At 39.5% G+C, this 13,803-nt stretch carries 14 protein-coding genes; 12 read left to right on the forward strand and 2 right to left on the reverse strand.

Features of this window, described 5'->3' with window-relative positions:
- The first annotated feature begins 10 nt into the window (after positions 1–10).
- The 5 genes from IRB79_RS11110 to IRB79_RS11130 are packed head-to-tail and all read left to right on the forward strand — an operon-like array spanning position 11 to position 5,717.
- Entirely contained in the window at positions 11–865 is an 855-nt protein-coding gene (locus IRB79_RS11110; RefSeq protein WP_243508473.1) for an ABC transporter permease, read from the forward strand.
- Positions 865–1,890 carry an ABC transporter ATP-binding protein gene (locus tag IRB79_RS11115; RefSeq protein ID WP_243508474.1) on the forward strand — a complete coding sequence of 342 codons (1,026 nt, stop codon included), beginning with the start codon at positions 865–867 and terminating at the stop codon, positions 1,888–1,890. Before IRB79_RS11110 ends, IRB79_RS11115 begins: the two co-directional genes overlap by 1 nt.
- Positions 1,890–2,933, forward strand: coding sequence for an ABC transporter ATP-binding protein (locus IRB79_RS11120; protein ID WP_243508475.1), 1,044 nt, complete (start codon positions 1,890–1,892; stop codon positions 2,931–2,933). The genes IRB79_RS11115 and IRB79_RS11120 overlap by 1 nt, the downstream gene beginning before the upstream one ends.
- A gap of 17 nt (positions 2,934–2,950) precedes the next feature.
- The gene (locus IRB79_RS11125; RefSeq protein ID WP_243508476.1) at positions 2,951–4,345 is read left to right on the forward strand and encodes a M20/M25/M40 family metallo-hydrolase; all 1,395 of its coding nucleotides are present in this window, start codon (positions 2,951–2,953) and stop codon (positions 4,343–4,345) included.
- Positions 4,326–5,717 (forward strand): M20/M25/M40 family metallo-hydrolase, encoded by a 1,392-nt coding sequence (locus IRB79_RS11130; RefSeq protein ID WP_243508477.1) that lies wholly within the window; start codon positions 4,326–4,328, stop codon positions 5,715–5,717. Before IRB79_RS11125 ends, IRB79_RS11130 begins: the two co-directional genes overlap by 20 nt.
- A 147-nt stretch (positions 5,718–5,864) precedes the next feature.
- Here the strand turns inward: IRB79_RS11130 and IRB79_RS11135 are convergent, their stop codons facing one another.
- Both IRB79_RS11135 and mreBH read right to left on the reverse strand, forming a co-directional pair.
- Positions 5,865–6,467 carry a GntR family transcriptional regulator gene (locus IRB79_RS11135; RefSeq protein WP_243508478.1) on the reverse strand — a complete coding sequence of 201 codons (603 nt, stop codon included), beginning with the start codon at positions 6,465–6,467 and terminating at the stop codon, positions 5,865–5,867.
- Positions 6,468–6,637: 170 nt separating this feature from the next.
- A complete protein-coding gene (gene mreBH / locus IRB79_RS11140) occupies positions 6,638–7,645 on the reverse strand; it encodes a rod-share determining protein MreBH (RefSeq protein ID WP_243508479.1) in 1,008 nt (335 codons plus the stop codon).
- A 275-nt stretch (positions 7,646–7,920) separates the two neighbouring features.
- On the opposite strand from mreBH, the gene miaA reads away from it, so the two are divergent.
- The 7 genes from miaA (at position 7,921) to IRB79_RS11175 (ending at position 13,734) form a co-directional block, all read left to right on the forward strand.
- Positions 7,921–8,883, forward strand: a complete 963-nt coding sequence (gene miaA / locus IRB79_RS11145; RefSeq protein ID WP_243508480.1) for a tRNA (adenosine(37)-N6)-dimethylallyltransferase MiaA — start codon at positions 7,921–7,923, stop codon at positions 8,881–8,883.
- 27 nt (positions 8,884–8,910) lie between these two features.
- Positions 8,911–9,144 carry an RNA chaperone Hfq gene (gene hfq, locus IRB79_RS11150; RefSeq protein WP_035330690.1) on the forward strand — a complete coding sequence of 78 codons (234 nt, stop codon included), beginning with the start codon at positions 8,911–8,913 and terminating at the stop codon, positions 9,142–9,144.
- A gap of 419 nt (positions 9,145–9,563) precedes the next feature.
- Positions 9,564–10,514, forward strand: coding sequence for a stage V sporulation protein K (gene spoVK, locus IRB79_RS11155; protein WP_243508481.1), 951 nt, complete (start codon positions 9,564–9,566; stop codon positions 10,512–10,514).
- Positions 10,515–10,580: 66 nt separating this feature from the next.
- Complete coding sequence (locus IRB79_RS11160) at positions 10,581–10,814, forward strand: glutaredoxin family protein (protein ID WP_221877880.1); 234 nt, start codon at positions 10,581–10,583, stop codon at positions 10,812–10,814.
- Between the two features lie 353 nt (positions 10,815–11,167).
- Positions 11,168–12,118 carry a hydroxyacid dehydrogenase gene (locus IRB79_RS11165; protein WP_243508482.1) on the forward strand — a complete coding sequence of 317 codons (951 nt, stop codon included), beginning with the start codon at positions 11,168–11,170 and terminating at the stop codon, positions 12,116–12,118.
- A gap of 111 nt (positions 12,119–12,229) precedes the next feature.
- Complete coding sequence (locus IRB79_RS11170; protein WP_243508483.1) at positions 12,230–12,574, forward strand: UxaA family hydrolase; 345 nt, start codon at positions 12,230–12,232, stop codon at positions 12,572–12,574.
- Positions 12,575–12,576: 2 nt separating this feature from the next.
- Complete coding sequence (locus tag IRB79_RS11175; protein WP_243508484.1) at positions 12,577–13,734, forward strand: UxaA family hydrolase; 1,158 nt, start codon at positions 12,577–12,579, stop codon at positions 13,732–13,734.
- Positions 13,735–13,803: the final 69 nt, after the last annotated feature.

The raw sequence follows: 13,803 nt of genomic DNA on the forward strand, positions 1-13,803 counted from the left end.
AGGGAAATCTATGACATGGAAGCAAACAATGCGTTTGTTAATAAAGGATAAATTAGGACTATTGGGGATCATCCTCCTTACTTTCTTTATTGTTATCTCAATCTTTGCACCACAAATAATTCCCTATGATCCCAATGAACAGCATTACTCAGAAACAGGGGAATTATTGCGAATGGAGCCCCCTAGTAAAGAGCATTTATTTGGAACAACGCGGCTGGGAAGAGATATTTTCAGTCAAGTCATTGCTGGAACTAGGGTTGCCTTATTTGTTGGAATTGTCTCGGCAATAATGGTGACAATCATCGGGACAGTAATCGCATTAGTAGCAGGATATTTTGGAGGATGGATTGATGATCTCTTAATGAGAATGACTGATATTGTTTACGGTATTCCATTTTTGCCATTTGCTATGATTATGGTTGCTGTATTAGGGCCTAGCATTTGGAATATTATAATAGCCATTGTTCTCATTTCTTGGAGGACAACAACCCGGGTAATACGTTCTGAAGTCTTGACTCTTAAGCAGAGATCTTTTATCCAAGCTGCAAAATTAAGCGGAGCAGGATCATTTAGAATCATTTTCCGTCATTTAGTGCCTAACATACTGCCCCTTGCTTTAGTTTTTGGATCACTCGCTATGGGCTGGGCAATTGTTACTGAGGCCAGTGTAAGCTTCTTGGGGTATGGTGACCCGCTATTAATAAGCTGGGGGAAAATTTTGTTCGATGCCTATGTTGCCCAAGCTATAACAGAAGCATGGTGGTGGGTAGTCCCACCGGGATTAGCCATAACTTTATTAGTGATGTCCGGCTTTTTTGTAAGCCGCAGTCTTGAAGAAATCTTAGATCCGAGGTTGAGAAGATAATGAACGATAATTTATTGGAAATCAAAGACTTAAGAACTTGTTACAAGGTGCAAGATGGAGAGGTTTGGGCAGTTGATGGAGTCTCTATTAATCTTCAAGCTGGTGAAAATCTCGGTCTTGTTGGAGAATCCGGCTGCGGTAAGACAACAATTATTAAATCAATTATGCGCTTGCTCCCAAATAAGGCTTTTTCTGAAGGGGAAATTAATTTTAAAGGAAGAAATCTTTTGAACTTGCCTGCAAAAGAGATGCGAAGGATACGCTGGAATAATATATCAATCGTCTCGCAAAGTGCCATGAATGCATTGGATCCTGTTTATAAAGTAGGAGATCAAATTGTTGAAGCAATCCAAATTCATCGAAAAGTATCAAAAAAGGAGGCATGGAGCCGGGCGGAAGAGTTATTTAATTTAGTAGGTGTTGATAAAAGCAGATTAAAAGATTATCCCCATCAATATAGCGGTGGTATGAGACAGCGGGCAATCATTGCAATGGCCCTTGCACTTGATCCGGAAATTGTGGTCGCAGATGAACCGACTACTGCACTGGATGTTGTTGTTCAAGCCCAGATTCTGAAGAGAATCCGGAATATTCAAGGTAAACTGAACAGTTCCATGATTATGGTTACACATGATATGTCAGTTGTCGCAGAAACCTGCCAAAAAGTAGTGGTGATGTATGCTGGGAAAGTAGTGGAATCTGGACCAGTCAGTGCTATTTTTAATGAACCTTATCATCCTTATACAATGGGACTAAAAAATGCATTCCCGAGTGTTAAAGGCGAAAAGTTTGAATTGATTTCGATACCAGGTTATCCCCCGGATTTGCAATCGCCGCCAGCAGGGTGCCGTTTTGCGGACAGATGTCCTTTCGCCACACAACTTTGTAACGAGGAAGAACCGGAGGTAACTGAAGTAGGTGATCATCATCATGCAGCCTGCCATCATTTATACAAAGTAGAAGAAATGCGGGAAAAAGCATCTATAAGAGAAACCTGGAGTAAAGTAAGTAAGGAGTTGGCTTAATGGAAAAGATGAGCCTGCATGAGGATTCAGTCGTCAAAGAAACACTGGTTGATGAGCGGCCAACTGTTTTGGATATTAAAGGGCTAAAGGTACATTTTCCGGTTAATCAGGGGTTCATTGAGTCATTGACAAATAAAAAAGAAGATCAAAAATATGTTAAAGCTGTAGATGGTGTCTCACTGACTATTAAAGAAGGTGAAACAATTGGTCTAGCCGGAGAATCTGGCTGCGGGAAAACTACGTTGGCAAAAACACTGGTAAAGCTTGAAGAAGCATCCTCAGGACAAGTTATCTTTAACGGCAAGGATATAAAAGATATCAAATCAAAAGAATTAAAGAATTTCAGAAAAGAAGCGCAAATGGTGTTTCAAGATCCCTTTGAGTCACTTAATCCTCGGTTTTCAATTAGGCAAACATTGGAAGAGCCGCTTATTATTCAAAGTATGAAAGGAAAAAAAGAACGCAGAGAAAGGATAGTGGACACACTTGAAAAAGTGGGGCTAAGGCCTGCAGAAAATTTTATTGACCGATATCCGCATCAAATGAGCGGAGGGCAGCGTCAACGTGTTGCCATAGCCAGGGCACTTGTAATTAAGCCAAAATTTTTAGTCGCAGATGAACCAGTTTCCATGCTAGATGTTTCAATCCGTGCAAATATCCTGAATCTGCTGCAAGATCTAGTAAAAGAATTAAATCTTGCGAGTGTTTATATTTCACATGACTTATCCCTCATTCGGTATGTTTGTGATAAGACAGCCATAATGTATTTAGGCAGAATTGTTGAGATGGGGCCAACTGAAGATGTTATCCGCAACCCGATACATCCCTATTCTAAAGCGTTGCTTTCAGCAGTTCCCTCTCCGGAGCCAAATCCGGATGGACTGAACGTCTCGTTGGAAGGTGAAGCACCAAATCCGATTGATCTACCCAAGGGATGCCGTTTCCACCCGCGTTGCCCTTCAGCTACACAAGCCTGCAGGGAAAATGAACCTAAGGGAACCTATCATGAAGGCCGCTGGGTAGAATGCCATCTATTCGAATGAAAGGATTGAACCTGCCAATGAAAGATACTGTTGAAACGATTGAAAAAAGAGTAGAAAAGGATTTGCCTGACCTTATTTCCAGTTTGCAAGATTTCTTAAGAATAAAAAGTATATCTGCCCAAAACATAGGGATGGAAGAATGTGCTTCATTCTTATTAGCTGCTATGAAATCTATTGGAATAGAATGTAAAATGCTTGAAAAAGAAGGCGCTTTTCCTGTTATATACGGAGAAGTTTTAAATCCTACTGCTAAAAAGACTTTGCTTATTTATGGCCATTATGATGTGCAGCCACCCGAACCTCTGCATTTATGGGAGAGCGATCCATTCGATCCTGTTATTAGAGAAGATAAGATCTTCGCCCGAGGTGCAACTGATGATAAGGGAAACCTTTTGGCAACAATAATGGCTGTTAAGTGCTTAAAAGATGCAGGTATTCCTATTCCTATAAATCTTAAATTCTTCTTTGAGGGAGAAGAGGAAATAGGCAGCCCTAATTTTAAAGCGTACATGGAAGAAAATAAGGAACTGCTTTCCGCAGATTATACGATTTTATGCGATCGTGGTGTCCATGAATCAGGCAGGCCACAAATGTATCTAGGGCATAAAGGGATTACGTATGCTGAAATAACAATAAAAGGGGCTAAACGTGATGTCCATTCAGGGCAGGCCCCCTTTATCCCTAATGCTGCCTGGCAGTTGGTGAGGTTATTAAACCAGTTAAAGGATGAAAATGAAAATATTATGATACCTGGTTATTATGATGATGTATTGCCTCCTTCAACTGAGGACTTAAAGATGTTGGAGAATATCCCTTTTGACAAAAAGCAATATTGTGAAGTGTATGGAATCCCAGATATCTTACCCAAAAGTACCGGAGTTGAAGCATTAACCTCACTTCTTTTCAAACCAACTGCAACAATTAACGGATTATCCTCTGGATATCAGGGAGAAGGAAATAAAACAATTGTACCTAATATGGCAACTGTAAAGCTTGATTTTCGGTTTGTAAAAAACCAGGATCCTCAAAAATGTGTGGAATTAATAAGGGGATATCTAGAAAATCATTGTGAAGGATCCATAGTAATTAAAATGGGGGATGTCCGGAATCCTTCAAAAGTTTCACTTAATGCTGAAGTGGTCCAAGTTGCAATTGAAGCATCAAAAATCATTTATAAAGAGGATCCTGTTGTTTGGCCTATGCTAGATGGAGCAGGTCCGATGTCTTTATTCGAGGAAATATTAAATGCCCCTGCTATTATTGTTGGACTTGGAGCACCGTTTGCTTTTGCGAATACACATGCTCCAAATGAAAATATCAGTATTGAAAACTATTCGAATGGAATTAAACTTATGGCGAGTATTTACTATCTTTATGGAATGAGGGATGAAATTGAGTTTAACGCAAGTTGAAAATCTAATATCTTCCAGAAAAGAGCAATATTTAAATCAGTTATTCAGATTGCTAAAGCAGAAGAGCATAAGTGCACAAGATGTAGGAGTTAGAGAATGTGCAAATTTACTTAAAGAGATGATGGACAATATAGGGATAAACACAAGGATCATGGAAACAGCCGGCCATCCAGTTGTTTATGGTGAAATCATGAATGATCCAAATGCATTTACCTTACTTATTTATGGCCATTACGATGTTCAGCCGCCTGAGCCTATTGATGAATGGCTTTCACCTCCGTTTGAACCTACTATTCGGGATGGGAAAATTTATTGCAGAGGTGTTGGAGACAACAAGGGCCAATTAATGTCACAAATACTTGCAATAAAAACATACAAAGATGTCTTTGGAGAGATTCCAATTAATATTAAATTGGTCTTTGAAGGCGAGGAAGAAAGTGCGAGTGCCAATTTAGCTGAATTTGTAAAGGAAAATAAAGAGCTGTTAGCCTGTGACCTTGTTTACACCTCAGATGGTCCCATGCATGATAGCGGATCCCCTTTTGTCCTGTTGGGTGTAAGAGGTATGCTTTATGTGGAGTTAACTGCTAAAGGTGCTGAATGGGACAATCATTCAGGAAACAAGGGTAATATTGTACCGAATCCTGCCTGGAAGTTAATCGATTTACTTAGAACGATGCGTGATGAGAATGGTAGAGTATTAATAGAAGGTTTTTATGATGACATTAGACAGCCAACCGAAAAAGAACTCCAGATAATAAAAGAGCTGCCATTTAATCAAGATGATATCGCTGAAAAAATTGGTTACAGTAAACTAGACATGGATGGTGAAATGTATTACAGAAAGTTAACATTGGAACCGACATTTAATATTGCAGGGTTCACAAGCGGATATGGCGGTGAAGGATCAAAAACAATTATTCCTTCAAAAGCTGTATTAAAAATGGATATGCGTCTTGTAGTTGATCAAGACCCAGATGATATTTATGAAAAGTTTTGCAAGCATGTTAAAAAGTTTGCTCCTGATATTGAAATTAAACGTTTAGGAGACATGAAACCTTCCCGTACATCAGCTGATCAGGAAATAATCCGGGTTGTTACAAGGGCAGTTCGCAATTCCTTTCAAAAAGAACCAGTGCTTCAGCCAAGCCTCGGGGGTAGTCTACCTGACTATGTCTGGACAAAAATTTTAAACACTCCTTCAGTTGTTGTACCATATGCTAACTTTGATGAAGCAAATCATTCCCCGAATGAGAATATGGGAGTAAATAACTTTTATGATGGAATTAAGTGCACATGTTATGTAATTAATGAAATCAGCAGGTTTTACAGTAAGACAAAAATCCAGCATAATGTAGAATTAGCTGATTAAGTTATACCTTGTAGAATTGAAGGGAATATGCAATTAAGTATTATTAAAACAAGGTTAGGGTATCAAAGATTAAATACCCTAACCTTATTTACTTAGTTTCTGTTTGTTTTAGAGGAAAATGTTTTAAAACATTCTGGTTATGTTTCATTAAAACCATTTTCGCTTCATCAAAATTATGTCTTTTAAATTGTCAAGAATAACAATATGTTCTTTCAAAGATTGTTTAATAGACCCTTCTCCCCCAAATGAGACACGTTGTAATGATAATAAGGGCAGTCCAAGCCGCAAATACATCATTCTTATTATTTCACTTTTGCTCATATCAATGATTCCCAAGTGAAATTCTTGATTTAAATTAGTGTATTCTATGGTATTTTCCTGGATACTTTCCATTTTTATGACCAGTTCTTCCATGACTTTTATTAAAGTTTCAGATATGCCGTTTATTGCAATTCTATCCATGGCTAAAGCTTCCAGTGTCATTCTAATTTCTATTAAGTCAATTATGTCTTTTTCTGAGTAGCCGCGAATAATCGATCCTTTCCTCGGAATGCGGTCTACCAGACCATCAATAGCCAATAAATAAAAAGCTTCCCTTATAGGGGCTCTGCTTGTTCCAAACTCTTCTGCATAATTTGCCTCAATTAATTTATCTCCTGATTTAAGCCTGCCAGTTATTATATCTTCAGCGATTTTTTCTGCAATAAGTCTCGAAAGTGAGCTGTGATCAATTAGGTTAGTATCTTTCATGATAGTTCTCCTTAAAAGAGTCAGAAATAGGTTAAGTTTATATATACAATACCAAAATTTTTAAAAAAAATGTACATCTTTAAAGAAGCAGCAAATTTCATAACAAAAAAGCATAGGTGTAATAGAAAAAAGCACCCATTCCGCAAAATGGGTGCTCTTAATCTATAACCTTATCTTACCAATGTATGCATCTTATCAATATATTTTAATGCAACCCCTGTTCCAACCGCTACAGATTCAAGAGGATTTGGAGCTAGGTGCACAGGCACAACAATTTCTTGGGATAGCCAATCCTGCATGCCATTAAGGAGGGCGCCGCCGCCGGATAAAATAACTCCGCGGTCAACGATGTCACCGCTCAGTTCGGCAGGGCTGTCTTCTAAAGTGGCACGGATGGCCTCCAGAATATGCAGGAGTGCTTCTCTCATTGCATCACGAATCTCATATGAAGATAATGTGATTGTTTTTGGCAAACCAGTCACGAGGTCCCGGCCGCGGACTTCCATTGTCATTTCTTCATGGTCGGCTAATGCATAGCCGATTTCCATCTTAATTTTTTCAGCTGTTCTTTCCCCTATAAGGACATTGTATTCTTTGCGAACATGCTGAATAATGTCATCATCGAGTCTGTCACCGCCAATACGGATGGAATGGCAGGCAACAACGCCGCCAAATGAAATGATGGCGACTTCAGTTGAACCGCCTCCAATATCTACAACAACGTTCGCAACGGGCTCATCAACAGGCATGCCTGCACCTATTGCAGCTGCTACCGGTTCTTCAATAAGATGTACTTTTTTTGCACCAGCATTTCGTACTGCGTCCTGAATAGCTCTTCTCTCTACAGAAGTAGAACCTGAAGGAGTACATACGACCACGTTAGGCTTTCTGATTGCAAATCCGACTTTTTTCGATGCTTTTCGCATAACCTGGCGAAGCATTTCAGTTGTGGTGTCATAGTCGGCAATAACCCCGTCTTTAAGCGGACGGATGGCAACGATGCGGCCCGGTGTTTTCCCGATCATTTCTTTTGCGTCTTTACCAACAGCTAACACTTTTTTCGTTTCTGTATCAATTGCTACTACAGATGGTTCATTTAGGATAATGCCTTTTGTTTTGCTGTATACAAGGATATTTGCAGTTCCTAAATCTATTCCAATTTCAGATGTATTTAACATGAATTCTTCACCCAATTTCAAATATATATTGTCACAATATAACCTTCTAATAAATTAACATGATTTTGGGGGTTAGCCTTTGTTTGTTATGGAATCGTTAATAAAATGTAATTTTATAAGAAAATTTTAGGAAAATTGTCGAATAGAATGGGCAAAACTTGTTCATAATGCATAAATGTTCTGTTTTTGTAAAAAGAATGGTAAGATGATACCTGAAAAATTTTCCTGCTTTATGTTAGGATAATAAATAGAATGGCAGTAAAGGCAGTGAACAGATGATTGAAAAAGAAAAGCTGGCAGTGCTGATAGGCCCTACAGCTGTTGGAAAAACAAAATTAAGCATTCTGCTGGCGAAAAGATTTAATGCCGAGATTATCAGCGGAGACTCTATGCAAATATATAAAAGCATGGATATCGGCACGGCAAAAATTAAAGAGGAAGAGATGGAAGGGATACCGCATCATCTAATTGACATCAAAAATCCTGAAGATCCCTTTTCGGCAGCTGAATTTCAGGAACTGGTCCGAAGCAAAATCACAGAGATAACTTCAAGAGGCAAACTTCCAATGATCGTTGGAGGCACGGGATTGTATATTCAATCCGTTATTTATGATTATCAATTCTCTGATGCGCCTTCAGATGAAAAATTCAGAAAAACATTGGAGGAACGCGCCGAAAGGGAAGGGAACGATGCCCTTTTTAAGGAGCTTTTGGCAATAGACCCTGAAAGTGCAGAAAAAATTCACCCCAATAACATTCGAAGAATGGTCAGGGCATTGGAAATTTACCATTGCACAGGGAAACCGATGTCTCAGTATCAGGAGAATCAGGATCCAGAACTTCTTTATGATACGGCACTGATTGGGTTGACCATGGATCGGGATACCTTATATGAACGCATCAATTTCCGAGTAGAGATCATGATGAAGGAAGGCTTGCTTGAAGAGGTGAGATCCCTATATGATCAGGGATTAAAGGATTGCCAGTCCATACAGGCCATCGGGTATAAAGAGCTGTATGAATACTTTAATGGACGTGTTTCTCTGGAGGATGCCGTAGGAAATCTGAAGCAAAATTCAAGAAGATATGCAAAAAGGCAGCTAACATGGTTTCGAAACAAGATGAATGTGGAATGGTTTGATATGTCCGATACAGCCGACCCTCATGAGTTTGAAAAAAAATTCGCTGAAATTTCTGCTCATATTGAAGGAAAGCTGAAAATAAAATCGAATACATAATGATAGAGATAAAAGAGGAGGATTATAATGAAATCAGCAATCAATATTCAGGATCAGGTTCTTAACCAGCTACGCAAGGATAATACGAATTGTACCGTGTTCTTATTAAACGGATTCCAAATTAGAGGCTGTATTAAAGGCTTTGATAATTTTACTGTACTATTTGAATCAGAAGGAAAGCAGCAGCTTGTATACAAGCATGCGATTTCAACATTCGTCCCCCAGCGCAATGTTCAGTTGGATTTAGAAAACCAGCAATAAAATATAACACAGTCAGGATGAAAAGCCCGCTTTGAATGAAGCGGGCTATTTTCTTATGTGGAGACCGCTAAGAAAGGCAAAAATATTTAATGAAATGGACGCTATCTGAATACATATAGGTATGGGAATTTATTGTTTCTGTGAAGGCAAGCTGACTGCGGGCTCGTTTCCCTTGTCCATCAGGAACGGTTTAATTACTCTGTCCCATGCTGAAACGGAGTATAGCCATAGCTGATGGAAGTTTCACCTTATTTCTCGGGAAACCGCATGAACCGACACTCCTGCATCATTGATTGCTGAAATGGACTGGAACTTGTCGTATTTTGCCTAATAACCGTAATTTCACGGATGCATATAGGCTTTTGTCACAACGATTACTTCTATGCGTATACTGTGCTAAGAATGTGAGGTGATAGCTTTTGGACCAGCCGATTCGCCTGAAGAATAACGGACAGATCAGTATCGTACTCAATTCTCAAAAGCGAAAAACATACACAAAAGAGCTTCCCGAATCCCAAGCGGCTCCAAAAGTCATTCCGCCTGAGCATACAGCTCTGAAAGAAATTGAAGAAGAACTTGGCGCTCTTGTGGGAATGGAAGAGATGAAGAAAATGATCAAGGAGATCTATGCCTGGATTTATGTGAATAAAAAGCGGGAAGAAGCCGGTCTCAAAGCTGGAAAGCAAGCATTGCATATGATGTTCAAAGGGAATCCAGGCACCGGTAAAACAACGGTTGCCCGATTAATAGGCAAGCTTTTTCAAAAAATGAATGTACTGTCAAAAGGCCATCTGATTGAAGCAGAACGGGCCGATCTTGTCGGTGAATACATTGGCCATACCGCCCAAAAGACAAGGGATCTGGTGAAAAAAGCCATAGGCGGGATCCTGTTCATCGATGAAGCGTACTCTTTAGGGAGAGGCGGAGAAAAAGACTTTGGGAAGGAAGCCATTGACACCCTCGTCAAGCATATGGAAGACCGCCAGCATGAATTTATCCTGATTCTGGCTGGCTACTCAAGAGAAATGAATCATTTCCTGACGCTGAATCCAGGTCTTCATTCCCGATTCCCCCTGGTTGTTGACTTTCCTGACTACTCGATTGAGCAGCTGATGGAAATCGGGGAGCGGATGCTGAAGGAACGGGAGTATAATTTAAGCCACGAATCCGAAAAGAAGCTAAGAGAGCACTTACACTATGTAAAAAATAATCTCAGCCCAAACAGTTTTTCGAACGGGCGTTACATCCGAAATATCATTGAAAAATCAATCCGGGCACAGGCCATGCGCCTGTTAATGCAAAACAGCTATGACAAACATGATCTGATGACAATCAGAAGCAATGATATGGTGTTTGAAGAAGCCGATTAAGGGGATATTGTAATAAAAAGACAGTGTCAAAGAAACATTGTTTTTTTATTGAAGGAGGAATATAAAATGAACACTATTACGGTTTATACAACGAATACTTGCCCTTACTGTACGATGGTGAAGAATTTTCTGGATGAGCAAGGGCTGGAGTATAAAGAAGTTAATGTGCAGAATGACCAGCGAGAGGCACAAAAACTGGTTGCAACCACCGGACAAATGGGAGTGCCGCAGATCAATGTAAATGGCAAATGGGTCATTGGCTTTGATCCAAATACGATTATGGCGAATGTGAAGCAATAATATTGAGGGGACCTGCTCCTGGATTGAGCAGGTCTTTTTTTATGGAATTGTGAACTCTACAAATAAAATTGGAAACTAGCAAAAAAAGTACCTGTATTCGCAAACAAATAGGAAAATTAGCAAAGAAATTGCCTAAACTGGCAAACAAACAGCTTAAACCGGCAAATAAACATCTGAACCGTGATTCTGTTTGTCTTTTTAAGTATTACCTCGAAAAAACATCAGGCTAATCTGATGTTTTTTATTTTAAAGAAAGAATTTTCAAAAAACATTGACCGAAATTCCCGGGGGTGTTTTAATAATTATAAGTGGTTGGGTCACCTAACCATTTTAATCTGGAAGGAGCTTGAAAAATGAAAATCCTAATTACTGAATTAATCTGGAAAGAAGGAATTGAAGAGTTAATAAACAATGGCTATCAAGTGGATTATGACGAGAGTCTATGGAGTAACCGTGAAGAATTATTAAAAAAAATAAACAAATACGATGCTTTAATTGTAAGAAATCAAACAAGTGTAGACCAGGAATTAATGGCAGCTGGTACACAATTAAAGGTCATAGGAAGGCTTGGAGTTGGACTTGATAATATAGACACAAAAACAGCAAAGAAAATGGGAATCCCAGTTGTTTATGCTAAAAATGCTAACGCTACTTCGGTGGCCGAGTATGTGATGATGGCCATGCTAAGTGTTTCCAGGCCTCTTCATCTGGCTGATTATGATGTCAAGAAAGGCAATTGGGATAGAAAAACATATACAGGTATGGAAATTGCGGGTAAAACGCTGGGCCTTATAGGATTAGGTGAAATCTCACATCGCGTTGCTAAAAGAGCAATATCGTTTGGAATGAATGTGATTGGCTACGATCCCTATATTGCAGATTATGATCACATCGTTTCTGAAACAGGAGTTCAAATAAAAGAATCATTAGCAGATCTCCTTGCTGAATCTGATTTTATTTCCTTGCATGTTCCGCTTACACCTTCAACTAAGTATTTAATCTCCGAGTCAGAACTTCAATTAATGAAGGTTACTTCCTATATTATTAATACGTCCCGGGGCGGTATTATAAATGAACGTGATCTTGCAGCTGCTTTGACCAATGGTTCGATTGCAGGAGCGTTTCTGGATGTACTTGAGACAGAACCAATCCACCCAGCGAACGAACTATTGACCTGCCCGAATGCTGTCGTTACTCCGCATATAGCTGGTTTAACTGAAGAATCACAAATTAGAACTTCCTTATTGGTGGCAAAGGAAGTGGCGAAGGTTATGAAGCATCAGCCATCATTATGTGTAATATAAAAAGTTTCCGAAAATTTAAATAAATTAATTGACTTTACCATTTAAGAGTGGTTTAATTAACCTATAAACAGTGGTTGGGTCACCCAGCCAAAATAAAGAGGAGGCAATTGAATGAGTAATAACAGTCAATCTACAACTCTTGCAGAAACGCATTCGCCTGAGTCCAAAGAAGTTAGCACACATAAGTTTTTAATTCATCATAAGGGAGATCATGTAGGGGTAGCAACTAGTCCAATAAAAGAAGGAGAACAGGTTATCGGAATCTATATGGACGATAATTCTGAAGTGTCTGTAAAGTCTCGGGGGGATATTCCTTTAGGACATAAAATATCATTAGTGGACTTAAACAGTGATCAGCCAGTATTAAAATACGGAATTCAAATTGGGTTAACTACAACAGAATGGACTGTAGGAGACTATGTCCATACTCATAATATTAAAACGGCGAGGTGGTAAAAATGAATAATACACTAATGGGTTTCCGCAGAGAAAATGGAAAAGTTGGAATACGTAATCATGTCATTATTTTGCCTGTTGATGATATCTCAAATGCTGCCTGTGAGGCTGTAGCAAGACAAGTTCAAGGAACGATGGCCCTTCCTCACGCATATGGAAGACTCCAGTATGGACCAGACCTTGATCTTCATTTCAGAACAATGATAGGAACCGGCTCAAATCCAAATGTGGCCGCGGTTATTGTCATCGGCATTGAAGAAAACTGGTCTAAGAAAATCGCGGAAGGTATTGCAGAAACTGGTAAACCAGTATCCTATTTTTCTATCGAGGGAAATGGTGATTTTGAAACGATCCGCCAAGCATCATGGAAGGCTAAAGAGTATGTTCAACGGGCATCTGAACTTCAAAGAGAACCGATTGAATTAAAAGATTTAACGATCAGCATCAAGTGCGGGGAATCGGATACGACTACAGGATTGGGATCATGCCCAACTGTATCTCAGGCAGTTGACCGCCTGGTTGATGCCGGTGCGACCGTATTCTTTGGGGAAACATCAGAATTAACTGGTGGAGAACATCTGATAGCACAAAGAATGGCAACTCCTGAACTTCATGAAAAGTTTATGGCCATCTATAAAGATTATGTAGGCGAAATCGAATCCAAAGGAGTAGATCTGCTTGGCTCCCAGCCAACACAGGGAAATATTGCAGGAGGCCTATCAACTATAGAAGAAAAGGCTCTTGGTAATATCGCCAAAACGGGCACTAAGGATGTAATTGGGGTGCTTGATCCAGCGGAAAAGCCAGATAATGGCAATGGCTTGTATTTTATGGATACTTCTTCAGCAGCAGCAGAGTGCATTACCTTAATGGCAGCTGGCGGAGCAGTACTCCACCTTTTCCCAACAGGGCAGGGTAATATTATCGGAAATCCAATTGAGCCTGTTGTGAAAATTACCGCAAATCCCATAACAGCTGGAACAATGAGCGAGCATATTGATGTAGATGTACAGGGATTATTGTCCCGTCAGATTTCCCTGGAAGAAGCAGGCGACAAATTAATGGAAGTTATTTGCCGTACGGTTAATGGCCGATTGACCAGTGCTGAAGCTTTAGGACATCGTGAATTTGTCATGACAAAACTATACCGAAGCGCCTGATTCAATTTCTCCCTGCACATTTATGAGTAGGGAGAATCCTTTTTTAAAGAGAGTATAAAAAAAGGAGTT

Origin of the sequence: Cytobacillus oceanisediminis (assembly GCF_022811925.1) — a bacterium.
In the GTDB taxonomy this organism is placed as follows: Bacteria; Bacillota; Bacilli; order Bacillales; family Cytobacillaceae; genus Cytobacillus; species Cytobacillus oceanisediminis_D.